The sequence below is a fragment of the Orbaceae bacterium lpD04 genome (assembly GCA_036251935.1).
In the GTDB taxonomy this organism is placed as follows: domain Bacteria; phylum Pseudomonadota; class Gammaproteobacteria; order Enterobacterales; family Orbaceae; genus Orbus; species Orbus wheelerorum.
Genome location: CP133967.1, coordinates 1,043,024 through 1,059,344, shown reverse-complemented (window position 1 = coordinate 1,059,344; position 16,321 = coordinate 1,043,024). Strand labels below are relative to the sequence as shown.

13 protein-coding genes are annotated in these 16,321 nt (G+C 34.9%); 8 read left to right on the top strand and 5 right to left on the bottom strand.

What is annotated here, in order from left to right; all coding sequences use genetic code 11:
- Window positions 1-38 precede the first annotated feature (38 nt).
- Window positions 39-2,210 (bottom strand): extracellular solute-binding protein, encoded by a 2,172-nt coding sequence (locus RHO14_04900; GenBank protein ID WVD72140.1) that lies wholly within the window; start codon window positions 2,208-2,210, stop codon window positions 39-41.
- Between the two features lie 150 nt (window positions 2,211-2,360).
- Between RHO14_04900 and cyaY the strand changes: the two genes are divergently transcribed.
- Window positions 2,361-2,696 carry an iron donor protein CyaY gene (cyaY, locus tag RHO14_04895; protein ID WVD72139.1) on the top strand — a complete coding sequence of 112 codons (336 nt, stop codon included), beginning with the start codon at window positions 2,361-2,363 and terminating at the stop codon, window positions 2,694-2,696.
- A 31-nt stretch (window positions 2,697-2,727) separates the two neighbouring features.
- Here cyaY and ilvN read toward each other — a convergent pair whose 3' ends face one another.
- Both ilvN and ilvI read right to left on the bottom strand, forming a co-directional pair.
- Window positions 2,728-3,222, bottom strand: a complete 495-nt coding sequence (gene ilvN, locus RHO14_04890; GenBank protein WVD72138.1) for an acetolactate synthase small subunit — start codon at window positions 3,220-3,222, stop codon at window positions 2,728-2,730.
- Complete coding sequence (gene ilvI, locus RHO14_04885) at window positions 3,222-4,940, bottom strand: acetolactate synthase 3 large subunit (protein WVD72137.1); 1,719 nt, start codon at window positions 4,938-4,940, stop codon at window positions 3,222-3,224. The genes ilvN and ilvI overlap by 1 nt, the downstream gene beginning before the upstream one ends.
- Before the next feature lie 327 nt (window positions 4,941-5,267).
- Here ilvI and RHO14_04880 point away from each other — a divergent pair, with 327 nt between their 5' ends.
- From RHO14_04880 to RHO14_04860, 5 genes are all read left to right on the top strand, one after another.
- The gene (locus RHO14_04880) at window positions 5,268-5,720 is read left to right on the top strand and encodes a YaiI/YqxD family protein (GenBank protein ID WVD72136.1); all 453 of its coding nucleotides are present in this window, start codon (window positions 5,268-5,270) and stop codon (window positions 5,718-5,720) included.
- Window positions 5,721-5,724: 4 nt separating this feature from the next.
- The gene (locus RHO14_04875) at window positions 5,725-6,075 is read left to right on the top strand and encodes an ArsC family reductase (GenBank protein ID WVD72135.1); all 351 of its coding nucleotides are present in this window, start codon (window positions 5,725-5,727) and stop codon (window positions 6,073-6,075) included.
- 3 nt (window positions 6,076-6,078) lie between these two features.
- Window positions 6,079-7,209, top strand: a complete 1,131-nt coding sequence (gene dapE / locus RHO14_04870; protein ID WVD72134.1) for a succinyl-diaminopimelate desuccinylase — start codon at window positions 6,079-6,081, stop codon at window positions 7,207-7,209.
- A gap of 95 nt (window positions 7,210-7,304) precedes the next feature.
- Window positions 7,305-7,508 carry a hypothetical protein gene (locus tag RHO14_04865; GenBank protein ID WVD72133.1) on the top strand — a complete coding sequence of 68 codons (204 nt, stop codon included), beginning with the start codon at window positions 7,305-7,307 and terminating at the stop codon, window positions 7,506-7,508.
- 261 nt (window positions 7,509-7,769) lie between these two features.
- Window positions 7,770-10,013: a TonB-dependent siderophore receptor gene (locus RHO14_04860; GenBank protein WVD72132.1), complete on the top strand. Its 2,244-nt coding sequence runs from the start codon at window positions 7,770-7,772 to the stop codon at window positions 10,011-10,013.
- 66 nt (window positions 10,014-10,079) lie between these two features.
- On the opposite strand, the gene RHO14_04855 is transcribed toward RHO14_04860, so the two are convergent.
- Together RHO14_04855 and serC are read right to left on the bottom strand one after the other, a co-directional pair.
- Window positions 10,080-10,913: an alpha/beta hydrolase-fold protein gene (locus tag RHO14_04855; GenBank protein ID WVD72131.1), complete on the bottom strand. Its 834-nt coding sequence runs from the start codon at window positions 10,911-10,913 to the stop codon at window positions 10,080-10,082.
- A 190-nt stretch (window positions 10,914-11,103) separates the two neighbouring features.
- Window positions 11,104-12,186, bottom strand: a complete 1,083-nt coding sequence (gene serC, locus RHO14_04850) for a 3-phosphoserine/phosphohydroxythreonine transaminase (protein ID WVD72130.1) — start codon at window positions 12,184-12,186, stop codon at window positions 11,104-11,106.
- Between the two features lie 175 nt (window positions 12,187-12,361).
- Between serC and pcnB the strand changes: the two genes are divergently transcribed.
- Both pcnB and lptD read left to right on the top strand, forming a co-directional pair.
- Complete coding sequence (gene pcnB, locus RHO14_04845) at window positions 12,362-13,855, top strand: polynucleotide adenylyltransferase PcnB (protein WVD72129.1); 1,494 nt, start codon at window positions 12,362-12,364, stop codon at window positions 13,853-13,855.
- A gap of 99 nt (window positions 13,856-13,954) precedes the next feature.
- The gene (gene lptD / locus RHO14_04840; protein WVD72128.1) at window positions 13,955-16,321 is read left to right on the top strand and encodes an LPS assembly protein LptD; all 2,367 of its coding nucleotides are present in this window, start codon (window positions 13,955-13,957) and stop codon (window positions 16,319-16,321) included.

Sequence of the window (16,321 nt, the reverse complement as noted above, 5' to 3'; positions counted from 1 at the left end):
CTCACTATCACGATAATAGAGATAACATTGGATGTCGATTAAGGTAATATAGTGTGTTTTAATGCTCGATTAATTTTATTAATTGTTGACTTACTACTACCACCGTCATTTAACCATAACCCAATATATTCACCAATAATACTTTCCACTTTACGCAAATTAATCGATTGGCCACTTTCCAATTGATTTTCTCGAATACCTCGAGAATAGTTTTCTTCAATGCGTTTAATCCACGGATAGCTATTAATAATTTTCTGATTTTGTAAAATATCATCTCGAGTTATCGATCCGCCTAATAACGCAATTTGTTCACTAATCTCTTTACTAAAAATCCAATTAAAAAATTGAGAAACCTCATCAGTTTTTTTACTGTAGCGAGACATTCCTAAAGATCCTCCACCAAATAATGGATGATTTCCTGGTACTGATGCACAATTAATAAGAGGTAAGATATTTTTATTTGATATATAAGAAAATAGATTCATATAAACAATAAGCATAGCTAAATCACCTTGTTCAAACTGTTCAACTGATGTTTGCCACCAAGCTGCATCAAGATTATTGGCTATTGTAATAAAGGATTTAAATTCATTTAATGTCGATTGTGCGATCTCTTTATCTAAGCCTACGCAAGTCTTATCAATCAATCGGCCACCGTTTGCGTAATATCGTAATAAAAATTCAGATGCGATAATTTCACTATTACCTAATGTAACTGAGCTACCAAACCGTACTGGTGAATCGCGATTAAAACGTTGATTAAAAAATTTACTTATTTGACTAAACTGAGCAAAATCAGTCGGCACAACTAAATTTTCACGATATTTTTCAAAGTATTGGCGTTTAATCAAGGGATCACTAAACAGATCTTGACGATAAAACAGTACCTGAATACTTGGGTCAAACGGCATAGCATAAGCAATATCATTAATATAGCTAAAACGTTCTATAATCTGCGTCGAATAATGACTTAATAGCTCATCCAAGTTGAGATTTAGCTCAGTTAAGGGCATTAACAATGACTTTGCAAACCAAGGTAAACTTGCCATATCGATACGAACTACATCAATTTCAGGATATTGTTCAAGCTCATTAAACTGACGATAAATATCATCAAATGGTTTTACGATAAGATTAACATCAATTCCCGTTTCTTTTTTAAAATGAGGAAGTAATTTTCTTACGGCCTCCGTCGTTGGGCTTGGTAAAATTAAAAAATTAATCATCTTATTACAAACGGCTTGTTGTCGTTTACTTCGTTCATTGGTAAAGAATAAAAATCCTTTATTATCAATATAATTGACTTCTTTGCCAGTAATTATATTGATAATCTGCTGGCTTAACATACCGTAATTCATGTGATATTTATAACAATTATCGCTATAAAAAAACACATCATTAGTAAGTGTATAAATTGTTGGACATTTAACATTACTACCTAAAAAGTTAGCATTTTTAATATAGTTAGCCCTTTCTATATCACTAGTTATAATAGCGTCATATTTAGTACTAAGATCGCTAAAAAAAGAGAATGCTAAAGTATAATTACTCTCAGAGGGCATTGATTCAACATGATTAAGTACAACGTTATATTGTGATTGATTAAAAGCGGCCTGTAATCCATTTTTAAGTCCGCATGACGGCGCATTACTTGTTGAATTTGTGAATAAACCGATATTACGGTAATTTTTAGCCATAATCCCGACAGCAATATCTTGTCCTGCGCGTTCAAAATCAAGTGAAATAAATTGCTCAGCTAAAAAAGGCTTACGGTAAACAAAAATAATGCTATCTTTTGGCGTTTTAATCGTTTGATAGTAAGGCTTGGCATCAACTAAACAAGAAACTGTAACAATGGCACAGTCACGTTTAGCAGCGATTTTTTGTATTAATTGTAATTCTCGTTCTTTTGAATCATGAGTGATATACAACGACAACTCATAACCGTGAGAACTTAAATCATTAAATAATCCATCATAAAGGCAATTATATTGTTCGGATGTAATATTTGGTAATACTACTGAAATAGTTTTGGTATAACCTTCTTTTAACACTTTAGCTGATAAATTAAATTGATATCCTAACTTTTGGGCAGCAAGCTCAACGAGTTTAATTTTTTTAACGCTAACATTACCTCTCCCATTAAGCACATTAGAAACTGTGCCATGTGAAACGCCAGCTATTTTAGCTATATCTTTTATCGTCGGCATAAAATATTAGTCCAATTAAACCAAATTAAATATCTAATAACTATTATCGTCATGTTAAATACACTTTAATTCGTATTTCTTACTTTAGCATAAAATTATTATGATAAGATATGATAAAATAATCGATGTAACCTAATTAATGATAAGAAGATGAAAACTCATATGGATGTTAATCAATTTTATGAACTAGCTAATCAACTTTTTAACAAAATCGAACAGACAATCGATGATTATGCTGAACAATATGATACCGATATTGATTATGAAACTCATGGTAACGTTATTACGATCACTTTTGAAAACCGAAGTAAAATTATAATTAATACTCAAGAACCCTTATTACAAATTTGGATGGCAACACGCAAACAAGGTTATCATTTTAATTATAAAGAGGATGAATGGATTTGTAGTCGCAGTGGCATCAAATTTAGCCAATTATTTAACGAGGCATTACAAGATCAGATTGATGATAAAAAAGGCGCCTAAAAGCGCCCTCTCAAATTTATACAATCATTTATTATTTGCTCGTTTTATCACTTCTTGATAATCCAACGATGCCAGAACGAACCATTTCAATAATTTCGCAATTTTCACGGATTGCAGATAAAAAAGATTCCAATTTTTCACTGGTTCCGGCTAATTGAACGATAAATTGTGTTGCTTTTACATCAACAATTGAACCTCGAAAAATATCAACACAGCGTTTTACTTCATCTCTAGCTTCAGAGCCTTTCGCAGCAATTTTGACTAACATGATTTCACGCTCAACGTGCGGTCCTTCCGTTAAATCGTAAACTCGATAAACGTCGATCAATTTATGTAGTTGCTTTTGGATCTGCTCAAGCACATGTGCATCGCCACTAGTTTGAATTGTCATCCGAGACATAGTCGGATCTTCAGTAGGCGCAACAGTTACACTTTCAATATTAAATCCGCGCTGAGAGAAAAGACCAATAATTCTAGACAATGCGCCAGGTTCATTTTCAATTAAAATCGATAATATATAACGCATTATGTTCTCTCCGTTTTACTTAACCACATTTCATTCATTGCTCCGCCACGAATTTGCATTGGATAAACATGCTCGGTTGCATCAGTCATGACATCAATAAATACCAACTTGTCTTTAATTGCTAAAGCTTTTTTTAACATTGGCTCTAAATCACAACGTTGTTTAATAGAAATACCAACGTGACCATAAGCTTCAGCAATTTTTGCAAAATCAGGTAATGACTCCATGTATGAGCTAGAATGACGGCCTGCATAAATCATATCTTGCCACTGTTTCACCATCCCCAAAAAGCGGTTATTAAGATTTAAAATGACAATAGGCAAATCATATTGTAGTGCGGTTGAAAGTTCTTGAATATTCATTTGAATACTACCATCACCGGTAATACAAACAACCCGCTTATCAGGAAAAGCAAGTTTAACACCTAAAGCTGCTGGGAAACCAAATCCCATCGTACCAAGTCCGCCAGAGGTAATAAAATGACGCGGTTTATCAAATGGATAATAAAGTGAAGCAAACATTTGGTGCTGACCGACATCAGTCGCCACATAGGCATCACCTTTTGTTAATTTATATAACATTTGTACGGCTTCTTGTGGCTTAATTAAGTCACCCTCATGGCTGTAATTCAAACAATGCTTAGCTCGCCAATGCTCTATATGATTCCACCAATCAACAATCGCATCTAAATCGCGATTTTTTGATTCCTCTGCTAGCAGTTCTAGCATGTTTTCAACTACAAATTTTGCATCACCGACAACTGGCACCGTTGCCATTACAGTTTTTGAAATAGAAGTAGGATCAATATCAACATGTACAATTTGTGCTTCAGGGCAATATTTAGCTAAATTATTTGTCGTTCTATCATCAAAGCGAACACCTACCGCTAAAATAACATCTGAATTATGCATTGCCATATTCGCTTCATAAACGCCATGCATCCCTAACATACCTAAATTTTGTTTATGAGTACCGGGGAAAGCACTGATCCCCATCAATGTAGTCGTAACAGGTAGGTTTAATTTTTCAGCTAACTGTTTAACTGATTCAGTTGCATTTGCTGTTATAACGCCGCCACCAATATAAAATACTGGCTTTTTGGCACTTAGTAACACTTTTAATGCTTTTTTAATTTGTCCTTTATGACCTTGTACGGTTGGATTATAAGAACGCATTGAAATTGACTTAGGATAACTATAAGGATACTTTAGCGTCGGATTCATAACATCTTTTGGTAAATCAATAACAACGGGCCCAGGGCGACCAGTTGATGCGATATAAAATGCTTTTTTTATTGTTTCAGGAATATCTTCAGTTTTTTTAATCAAAAAGCTATGTTTAACAACCGGTCGTGAAATCCCCACCATATCGCACTCTTGAAATGCATCATAGCCGATAAGATTACTCGCAACTTGCCCCGAAATAATCACCATAGGCACTGAGTCCATATAAGCAGTTGCAATGCCGGTAATGGTATTAGTTGCACCAGGACCTGATGTAACTAAAACAACACCAACATCACCCGTCGCCCTTGCGTAGCCGTCAGCCATATGGACGGCAGCTTGTTCATGTCGAACAAGCACATGCTCAATGCCGCCAAGAGTATGTAGTGCATCATAAATATCCAATACGCTACCGCCAGGATAACCGAAAATCTGCTTTACACCTTGGTCAACCAAAGATTGAATCACCATCTCTGCACCGGACAGTTTTACCATGCTTGCCTCCATCATAAATCTTTATCAAATAAGATTATATTTATCGATTTTTAATAGGTAGAATTATAATGATTTAATTAAGATTGTTAAGTATATGTATCAGTTTATTTAAATTTTCGCTTTTATAGCATCATACATTGTTTATCAATTTAGCTATAAGTAATTTAAAATCAAACAAATATGAAATTTAATGTCACTTATTTAGTTTTAAATACAAATTGTATTAAACCTTAAATCAAAAGATAAATACGCTAATTTTATGTATAAAATAATGTACAATAATCATCAAATGCTATAATTAACTATACTCAACATTTAAGGATTGTTATGCAAATTTGGATCGATGCTGACGCATGCCCTAATCCGATCAAAGAAATTATCTATCGCGTTGCTAACCGTAAACAAATTTTTGTGACACTCGTTGCTAACCAATGGTTGAAAATTCCAAGTTCACCTTATATTAAAATGCAACAAGTTGAAAAAGGCTACGATATTGCCGACAATATGATAGTTAAACAAGCTAAGGCTAATGACTTAGTAATCACCTCTGACATTCCTCTAGCGGCAGATGCACTTAGCAAGCAAGCAAATGTATTAACCCCAAGAGGTGAGCGTTATACCATTGACACAATTAAAGAGCGCTTAGTAATGCGCGACTTTATGGAGACGATGCGAGCAAGTGGCATACAATCAGGAGGCCCTGCACCATTTTCCGCTAAAGATAGGGAACAATTTGCTAATCAATTAGATAAATTAATTACACAGATAAATAAAGGATAATGACGTGGTTAAAATTTACGGTATTAAAAATTGTGACACAATGAAAAAAGCATTTAAATGGCTTGATGGTAAGCACATTAGTTATCAATTTCATAACTATAAGACCGATGGTTTATCACCGCAGCTACTTCAATCATTATTGGATTTAATTGACTGGCAACAACTACTTAATACTAAGGGTACCACATGGCGCAAGCTTGATGAAGCGACACGTTATACAGTTAATGATCAAACGTCAGCTAAACACATTATGTTACAAAATCCTTCGATAATTAAACGCCCTATTCTAGTGACAGACGATAAAGCACTTGCTGGCTTTTCTGATGAAAATTATCAACAATTTTTTGCGAGCTAAACCATGACTGAACACGTAATTGAACTAACAAAACAGCTTATTGAACAAAAATCGATAAGTCCTGATGATAAAGATTGTCAAACTATTATTATCAATAGATTAAAAGCATTAAATTTTACCATTGAAACATTAAACTATAACCAAACTAAAAATTTGTGGGCATATCACGGTGAGGGTGAAACAATAATGTTTGCTGGCCACACTGACGTGGTACCCGCTGGCGATGAAAATAAATGGCTTTATCCACCTTACCAAGCGACAATTGATAACGAAGGTAATTTATATGGTCGCGGCGCTGCTGATATGAAAAGTGGTGTTGCAGCAATGATTTGTGCAGCAGAAGACTTTATTAAACAAAACCCTAATCATAAAGGGCGCATAGCTTTTTTATTAACTTCAGATGAAGAAGCTGATGCAACTGATGGTACGATTAAAGTCGTTGAAGAGCTAATTAAACGGCAAGAAAAAATTGACTATTGCATAGTTGGCGAGCCATCAAGTGATAAAACTGTCGGTGACCAAATTAAAAATGGTCGCCGCGGATCTATTACTGCAAACTTAGTTGTGCACGGTATACAAGGTCATGTCGCCTACCCCCATTTAGCAGACAATCCGGTGCACCGATTTGCTCCCGCGCTTAATGAACTAATTAGTACAGTTTGGGATAATGGTAATCAGTACTTCCCACCGACATCAATGCAAATTGCTAATATCAATGGCGGTACTGGCGCTGAAAATGTTATTCCTGGTGATTTGTCGGTACAATTTAATTTTCGTTATAGCAGCGAACTAACCGATGAAATCATTAAACAGCGAGTTGAACAAATTTTACAAAAATATAATTTAAGTTATAGTCTACGCTGGCGTTTATCAGGTCAACCATTTTTGACCAAGCAAGGAATACTAACCAACACCGCACAAAAAGTGATTAAAAATAGGCTTGATATCGATAGCAAATTATCGACATCGGGAGGAACCTCTGATGGCCGATTTATTGCAAAAATGGGCTGTCAAGTGATTGAGCTTGGCGTGATTAATGCCACAATTCACAAAGTCAACGAACATGTAAATTGTGGTCAGATCATTATACTTAAAGATATTTATCAACAGATCATTAGTGAACTATTGGCGTAATATAAGCAAGAAGATTGCTTATTAAAATACTGATATCGATCTTTAGCCGAGTTTTGCTCGGCTTTGCAATAATTTAGCTTAAACAGGTAATAAATATGGAATGGTTAAAAGCGTATTGGTGGTTAATCTTGATTGTATTATTAGGCATTTTTATTAACACTATTAAAGACCTTAATAAAACCAGTTTTAAAAGTTATTTAAATAAAAAAAATGGTATAAAACCCATTCCTTATGATGATGACGAAGATGATTGGCCTAAAGAAAAAAAGAAAAATAAAACGGCTAATAGTAAAAAATAAATACAAAATTATCAAAATACCCTACCTCAGTTTTGTGGTATAAATCTGCTGAGGTATTTTCACTATAATATAGCGTTACAACAAAAAATTAACGAATATAATCATATACTATCCTTGATTAACTATTAACTTAGTTAGCATAGCTGATTTACTATCAACCATTTTATTATTAAACCATGCCAGCAATTAAATTGTTATTTACATTTTTAATTTTTTTATGATAATGAGAATGATTTTTATTCATTAAAGAATTTTATATTTATGTTAAAACTTAAATCTACCTATTTCTTATCTTTATTTATTAGCCTTAATTGCGGATCCGTACTTGCAGAAGAAAAAACGGTAGCCGAGCCAGAAGATGTGATCGTTATAACCGCAGCAGAACAAACAAGACAAGCATTAGGCTCTTCGACCATTACCGCTAATGATATCGAAAAATCACCAGCCAAAAATGACCTTTCCGATATAATACGTACCATGCCTGGCGTTAATTTAACGGGTAATTCAACTAGCGGACAACGCGGTAATAATCGCCAAATTGATATTCGCGGTATGGGCCCAGAAAATACACTAATATTAATTGATGGCAAACCTGTAAAAAGCCGTATGTCCGTTCGTTATGGTTGGCGCGGTGAACGCGATACTCGGGGAGATACCAACTGGGTACCAGCTAATTTAGTTGAACGCATTGATGTAATTAGAGGCCCTGCTGCTGCGCGTTATGGTGATGGCGCCGCCGGCGGTGTAGTGAATATTATTACTAAATCGCCAACGGGCGAATTCCATGGTTCACTCAATAGTTATATCAACGCCCCTATCCATAGTAAAGAAGGCTCGACTAAACGTACTGATTTTACTTTGACTGGCGGCTTAACTGATACGCTTAGTTATAGGCTATATGGCAATATAAATAAAACTGGCGCTGATGAGTGGGACATCAACCAAGGACATGAGTCTTATCGAACAGGCGCCAACACTGGGACTTTTCCAGCTGGCCGTGAGGGCGTTAGGAATAAAGATGTTAATGGTTTGCTGCGCTGGGATATTAACTCACAACAATCATTAGATTTTGAAGTAGGTTTTAGCCGCCAAGGAAATATTTATGCTGGCGATACCCAAAATACCAATACGAATGCGATTGTTAAAAGTCTATATGGTCAAGAAACCAATAAAATGTATCGAGAAAATTATGCAATTACCCATCATGGCTATTGGGATAATGGTATTAGCTCTTTATCATATATTCAGTACGAAAACACACGTAACAATCGCATTAATGAAGGACTTGCAGGTGGTACTGAGGGCATATTTTCTAATAATAATTTTAATACCATTAAATTTAATAATTTAACCATTCATAACGAAACTAACATACCGTTTGAGACATTTGTACCACATATGTTAACTATTGGTGCTGAATATAATTACCAAAAGTTAAACGACCCAAGCTCAAATACTCAATCAACCAACGAAGGCGGTATAGTCAGTTGGATTGATAACACCAATCGCTCAACTACCTCTTCATCAAATGCATATGCAATTTTTGTTGAAGATAATATAGAACTAACGTCAAGTACAACATTAACGCCAGCATTACGATTTGATCACCATAGCCAATCTGGCAGCAACTGGAGCCCAGCGTTAAATTTATCACAAGAATTAGGTGATTACTTTACCTTAAAACTGGGTATTGCAAGAGCTTATAAATCACCTAACTTATATCAATCGAATCCTAATTATTTACTCTATAGCCGCGGTCAAGGCTGTTATGGTGGTAGCGGACAGAGTTGTTATTTAATCGGTAATAATAATTTAAAACCAGAAACGAGTATTAATAAAGAAATCGGTTTAGAGTTTCATGACAATGACGGTCTAATAGCCGGTATTACTTATTTCCGTAATGATTATCATAATAAAATTGAATCCGAACCGACACCAATTGGCCAAGCTGTAGGTGGTGATGGTAAATATGCAAAAGCTAATATTTTCCGCTGGGGTAACATACATAAAGCATTAGTTGAAGGTTTAGAAGGGAGTTTAACCGTTCCAATTACAACTAAAATTAACTGGCGAAATAATCTAACTTGGATGATTGCATCTGAAAATAAACAAACAGGTGATTATCTATCGATTATTCCTAAATATACTCTTAATTCTTCACTAGACTGGCAAGTAACAGATAAATTATCACTATTAACGTCAATAACTTGGTATGGCAGGCAAAAACCTAAAAAATATGATTTCAACGGGAATAATGTTACGGGTAATTCATCTAATCAATTAAAACCGTATTCAATAATCAATTTTAGTGGTCAATATCAGTTTAATAAAAACTTTACGTTAACCGCAGGTGTCGAAAACTTATTCGATAAACGCTTATTTAGATCTGGCAATGCGGCGGCCGTCAAAGATAGCTCAGGTGCTACAACTATTGATGGTGCTGGCGCCGCAACTTACAATGAACCGGGCCGCACATTTTATGTTAGTACGAATATCTCATTTTAAATTAGTGATTAACGAATGATTAATTAATTTAAGGAGGCGCTGCCTCCTTTATTATTTTGGACACGTCTAGTCAACAGAACGTAAAAAATAAGTGATACTATCATTCAACACTTCATTAGCCACTGTTTGATGAGTTTGTTTTGGGTAAATTTGAAAATTCAAATTAAGCTTCTCAATATCAGCTTTAGATAATAACATCTCAAGATCTTTTGTGTTATCAACCATTCGTCTATTTTTTAAATGCTGTAAACGTAACTGCCTTTCATGATCCGACGAAAATGACTCTTTACCCGTTAATGATTGCTCGAACTCACCTACCGAAATAGATAAACCAATAGGATTTGTTAATGCATCTTGTTGACTTTTATTGATAAAAAGTTCCGCCTCTTGTAGGATATATCGGCCACTAAACCAAATCGATGGACTCGATGCAAGGTAGTAATTAAAAGCTGTAGGCTTTGTAAAAAGTGTATGCAATACCCAAATTCCACCTAATGAGTGACCAAATACCATTTGCTTATTATGATTAATATGAAAACGCTGAGCTAGATCAGGTTTTAGCTCATTTTGTACAAAAGCTAAAAAATTATCAGCGCCTCCATAAGCTTGTGGCATGTTGATTTTACCATTGGATAAAACTTCTAGGGTTAATTCTGGCGGATTCGGTAAGTAGTCAAGCTCTCGCCTTGACTTTGTTGGATAATCAATAGATACAATGATAGCTTGATGGGTTTGACGTTTAACCGTTGAAACTGCCTGAGTAAAAACACTATCACCATCGAGTAGATAAATAATTGGCCAACCATTTACTGGCATCTTTTGCGCCGGCTTATAAATTGTTATTTTATAATCACCAAGATGATTAGAATGGTAGATTTCAACTGTACTATTTTTAGTCATCGGTAGTAATAAATCCCGTTGAGATGAATTATTTTGGCTACATCCAATAAGGCAAAATAAACTATACACAATTAATAAATGGAGCATATTTAGACGTTTTATCGATAGATAACTTAGTTTTATCCACTTGCAAATAAAACAACCCGCGCAACGGGTTAATTTTATTTGAATTTTCATGAATATAAGACTATCAACCATATTGCTTTTCAAATTGTTGCATAAAATTAATTAAATAATTAACCCCTTCAATATCCATTGCATTATAGATTGAAGCACGCATTCCACCAACAATACGATGGCCTTTAATTCCAATAATTCCCGCTTTAGTCGCTTCACTAACAAATAATTTATCGATATCTTCGTTTGGTGAAACAAACGGTACATTCATAATTGAACGGTTGGCATTGGCAATATTATTTTGGTAAAAATCGGAGCTATCAATATATTGGTAAAGGGCCTGTGCTTTTAGTTGATTACGCTTTTCCATCATTGATAAACCACCAAGTTGCTTAATCCATTTAAAGACTAAGCCTGACATATACCATGCAAAGGTCGGCGGTGTATTAAACATTGAGTCATATTTGCTTTCAATTGTATAATCAAGCACTGATGGTAATACTTTTTGAGCTTTACCCAATAAGTCTTCACGTACAATAACAATTGTTATTCCTGATGGACCAATATTTTTTTGAGCCCCCGCATAAATAATGCCATAACGAGAGACATCAATCGGTTTTGACAAAATACAAGATGAATAATCTGCCACGACAATTTTATCGGTAAAATGAGGGTCTGTTGTAATTGCTAAGCCATCAATCGTTTCATTAGGGCAATAGTGCACATAAGCACAATCGTCACTAAGTTGCCAATCTTGCATAGTTTTTAGCGCTATTTTTCCATCTTGGGTTGTTTTGATATCAATACGATTAGCCTTACAATATTTATCGGCCTCATCAGCAGCACATTTACTCCAATAACCACTATCTATGTAATCAGCACCTTTCTTATCCCCAAGGATATTTAAAGGTACAGCTGCAAACTGAGCCCTTGCCCCGCCTTGTAAAAATAGAACTTTATAATTTTCAGGAATATGCAAAATATCTCTTAAATCGGCAGTTGCCTCTAATGCATAAGCATCAAATTCTTTACCTCGATGGCTAAGTTCCATCACCGATGCACCGGTATGATTCCAATCTAAAAGTTCCGCTTGTGCTTGTTTTAATACCTCATGGGGTAAAGTTGCAGGTCCTGCACTAAAATTATATATTTTCATACTATGCCACTCGTTATTAAGATTATCATTATAAGTAAGGTGTTTAGTATTCTAGTACAGAATTTTACAAAGGCAATCCACCTTATACACAATTATTAACTTTGAAAGATATTTTGATAATTAATTATGTTGAGCTATAATTACCGACAATATATTATTGACTTATAAATTGTTTTTGGAGTTCATTATTTTTAAACGAGTATCACAAGTTTATCGTAAGCTTTTTCGTTCCCAAGTTACCGAACAAACGCACCTCAAATTAGGACAATCAACTGAACATAATAAATTAGTTGAAAAGTATCCTATGGTTAAAATTATTCCTCGTTCTGAGCATAATATCTCTCGACAGTTAATTAGCGAAAATGCGTTAAAAGTATTGCATCGCTTAAATAAACAAGGCTATGAAGCTTATTTAGTTGGTGGCTGTGTCCGCGACTTATTATTGGGTCTTGCTCCGAAAGACTTTGATATTACAACGAATGCAACGCCTGAGCAGGTACAAAAATCATTTCGTAATTGTCGTTTAGTTGGACGCCGTTTTCGTTTAGCTCATATAATATTTGGTAAAGAAATTATCGAAGTCGCGACGTTTCGAGGCGGCCATGAAGAGCATAACAAGCCATCTTCACAACCTAATGCTGATAATAATATGTCTAAACGTTCACAAGATGGCATGTTATTACGTGATAACGTTTATGGGACAATTGAACAAGATGCAATGCGTCGTGATTTTACCATTAATAGCCTTTATTATAATATTAAAGATTTTTCTATTCGAGATTACTGTAATGGCGTTGAAGATTTGAAGAGTGGGATTATTCGCCTAATTGGCGACCCAACAACGCGTTATCAAGAAGATCCGGTTAGAATGTTACGCGCAATTCGTTTTGCAGCCAAACTTGATATGACAATTGAGAGTAAAACAGCAGAGCCGATTAAACGTTTAGCACCGCTGCTTAGCAATATCCCTTCCCCGCGCTTATTTGATGAGTCACTTAAACTTCTACAGGCAGGTTACGGCTACCAGACTTATTTATTATTAAGAAAATACGACTTATTTTCTCGTCTTTTCCCAGCTATAAGTCGCTTTATGCCAAATAACCACGAATTAGCTAAAACAGGACTAAGTCACGTAGAACAAATGATTGAGCAGACGCTTAAAAATACAGATTATCGTATTGCTAATAATCAGCGAATTAATCCAGCTTTCCTCTTTGCTGCAATGCTATGGTATCCACTAACAGAGCAGGCGCAATCGCTAATTTTTGAAAGTGGTTTAACCTACCATGATGCCTTTGATTTAGCGATGCACGATATATTAGGTGAACAGTGTGCAACTATTTCTATTCCTAAACGATTAACATCTATTATGTGTGATATTTGGCGCTTACAACTGCGTTTAAATAAACGTACTGTCAAACGTGTAATTGCCGTTTATGAGCACCCTAAATTTCGTGCAGCATACGACCTACTCGAAATGCGTTCATCAATAGAAAAAGGCCAATTACTGGAATTAGCTATATGGTGGGATGAATATCAGCATAGCGATGTAAGTAAGCGTGATCAGATGGTTACGCAAGTTATTAATGCTGAAAAAAAACAGTATAGTAAAGCTCGAAAATCTAGAAATACGCATTTACGATCTGCACCTAAAAATAACACCGAGTAATAAAAATAGTACGATGATAAAGTTATTAGTTAGCACTTTTATAATTTAACGCTATAATGTTGCGATTGAATTTTACTATGTGGTAATCGTTAATTACTAATGAAAAAATTAACTCCATCTTTTATCGCTGCAACTGTTTGTTTGTCTATTTATGGTCAAAGTGCGTTTGCTAGTACTGAAATTGGTACAACATCAAATAAGCAATGCCTTATTGGTGTTCCTACTTTTAATCGTCCACTAGTAAAAGAGGATGAAAATGCCTTACCTGTTGAGGTTTCATCTGATTCTTTTGAAGTCGACTTGCCTAATAAAGCAATTTATAAAGGTAATGTTTCGGCCGTGCAAGGTAATCGAACCGTTTATTCACAAAAAATGACGCTCAATCAGACTGCAAATAAGAATAGAGATCTGATACTTAATGGCAACGTTTTATATCAAGATAATTTAATCGAGATGCGAGGCGATGACGCTAAAATGAATTTAGACAATAATGATGTCCAAATTCAAAATAGCCGCTATCACTTAGTTGGCCGCCTTGGTCGAGGTGACGCTGATACGATGGAGTTTAATAAAAACCGTTATATTGTTTTAAATAATGGTAGTTTTACCTCCTGCCCTGTTAATAATAGTAGCTGGAATATTGAAGGTTCTGAAATTATTTATGATAATCAAGAACAGCTGCTCGAAGTATGGAACGCAGTATTTAAAATAGGAAAAGTTCCTGTTTTATATTCACCATATTTACAATTACCAACAGGTGATAAACGCCGCTCTGGGCTTTTAATGCCTGAATTTTCATATGATAGTATTGATGGAATTGATTTTTCACTCCCTATTTATTGGAATATAGCACCAAACTACGATGCAACAATTACACCAAGAGTGATGCAGCGAAGAGGGGTTCAATTACAAACCGAAACCCGTTACTTAAATGAGATAGGCTTAGGTACGATTGCATTTGATTGGTTACAACACGATTCGCTTTATAATAAAGACAAAAATAATCAAAATACAAGCGGCTACAATGATAGTAGCCACCGCTGGTTATTCCACTGGGAAAATTCTCAACTAATCAACTATAACTGGCGATTCTTTGTCGATACAACTCGAGTAAGTGATAATCAATATATTAGTGACTTAGGTTCAAAATTTGCATCAGAAACCGATGGTTATCTTACTCAGTTATACCAAGCTGGTTATACCGATGAATATTGGGATATCGGATTAAACTATAAATATTTTCAAGCACTACGTGATGATATAAAAGATAACCTTTATCATACCGAACCACAGTTAAATATTAACTATTATAATAATGACTTTGAAAATTTTGAATTTAGTAACTTCAGCCAAGTATCCCACTTTGTCAGCAGTGGGGATAATAATGCCAAAACTTGGCGTTTTCATATGGCACCTACTTTAAAATACACATTGATGTCATCTTGGGCAACTGTCACAACTGAAGCTGGTTTTATGGCGACACACTACGATCAAGATATTCCCGATGTACCACAAAATGCCTATCTTGCAAAAAATGTTAATCGCTTTTTACCAAAATTAGGTATTGATGGAAAAGTTATCTTTGAGCGCGATATCAGCTGGCTGGAAGGTTATAGCCAAACGGTTGAACCAAGAATCAAATACCTATATATACCCTATCGTAATCAATCTCAAATTGGGAATTATGACTCAGCATTACTACAATCTGACTATGTCGGACTGTTTAGAGATCAGTCATACAGTGGTTTAGATAGGATTGCCTCTGCGAATAAAATTACAACCGGGATTACAACTCGATTTTATGACGAAAACGAAGTAGAACAATTCAATTTATCACTAGGCCAAATTTATTATTTTAATCAGTCAAGAACAGGAGATAGTAATTCATCTCTTGAGCAAAATGACAATACTGGTAGTGTAACTTGGGCTGCTGATACATACTGGAAAGTTAGTGATGATATGATATTTCGCGCAGGTGCTCAATATGATAAACGCCTAAATGAAGTCACGCTTGCTAATGCGATTTTTGAATATCGCAGATCCGAAAATAAGATGGTGCAATTTTCTTATCGTTATGCCAATAAAAACTATATTGACAGTATTGGATTATCAAATGTAACAACGCCTTATCAACAAGATATTTCTCAACTAGGTATTATGTCGTCTTGGCCACTAACTGAAAATGTAAATGTTGTTGGTGCAGTTTTTTATGACACAAACAATAAACAAACCTCTGATAGTTTTATTGGACTAAATTACTCGGATTGTTGTTGGGGGGTAAATCTTCAATATGGACGCAAAATAACCGACTGGGATAATGTTACTCAGGAAAGTAAATTTGAAAATAAATTTTCTATAAACTTTGAGCTACGAGGACTGACAAAAAATACCAACGTTGTTGCTAAAATGTTAAATTTTGGTCTATTACCATATAAAACTGCTTTCGCAGAAAACTATGGGAACTAA

What these genes read in the sequence shown, in the direction of transcription:
- RHO14_04865 (WVD72133.1), top strand. Translation starts at nt 7,305, where the DNA reads ATGGAATGGTTAAAAGCGTATTGGTGGTTAATCTTGATTGTATTATTA.
- RHO14_04880 (WVD72136.1), top strand. Translation starts at nt 5,268, where the DNA reads ATGCAAATTTGGATCGATGCTGACGCATGCCCTAATCCGATCAAAGAA.
- RHO14_04860 (WVD72132.1), top strand. Translation starts at nt 7,770, where the DNA reads ATGTTAAAACTTAAATCTACCTATTTCTTATCTTTATTTATTAGCCTT.
- dapE (WVD72134.1), top strand. Translation starts at nt 6,079, where the DNA reads ATGACTGAACACGTAATTGAACTAACAAAACAGCTTATTGAACAAAAA.
- RHO14_04855 (WVD72131.1), bottom strand. Translation starts at nt 10,913, where the DNA reads ATGACTAAAAATAGTACAGTTGAAATCTACCATTCTAATCATCTTGGT.
- cyaY (WVD72139.1), top strand. Translation starts at nt 2,361, where the DNA reads ATGAAAACTCATATGGATGTTAATCAATTTTATGAACTAGCTAATCAA.
- ilvN (WVD72138.1), bottom strand. Translation starts at nt 3,222, where the DNA reads ATGCGTTATATATTATCGATTTTAATTGAAAATGAACCTGGCGCATTG.
- serC (WVD72130.1), bottom strand. Translation starts at nt 12,186, where the DNA reads ATGAAAATATATAATTTTAGTGCAGGACCTGCAACTTTACCCCATGAG.
- ilvI (WVD72137.1), bottom strand. Translation starts at nt 4,940, where the DNA reads ATGGTAAAACTGTCCGGTGCAGAGATGGTGATTCAATCTTTGGTTGAC.
- RHO14_04900 (WVD72140.1), bottom strand. Translation starts at nt 2,210, where the DNA reads ATGCCGACGATAAAAGATATAGCTAAAATAGCTGGCGTTTCACATGGC.
- lptD (WVD72128.1), top strand. Translation starts at nt 13,955, where the DNA reads ATGAAAAAATTAACTCCATCTTTTATCGCTGCAACTGTTTGTTTGTCT.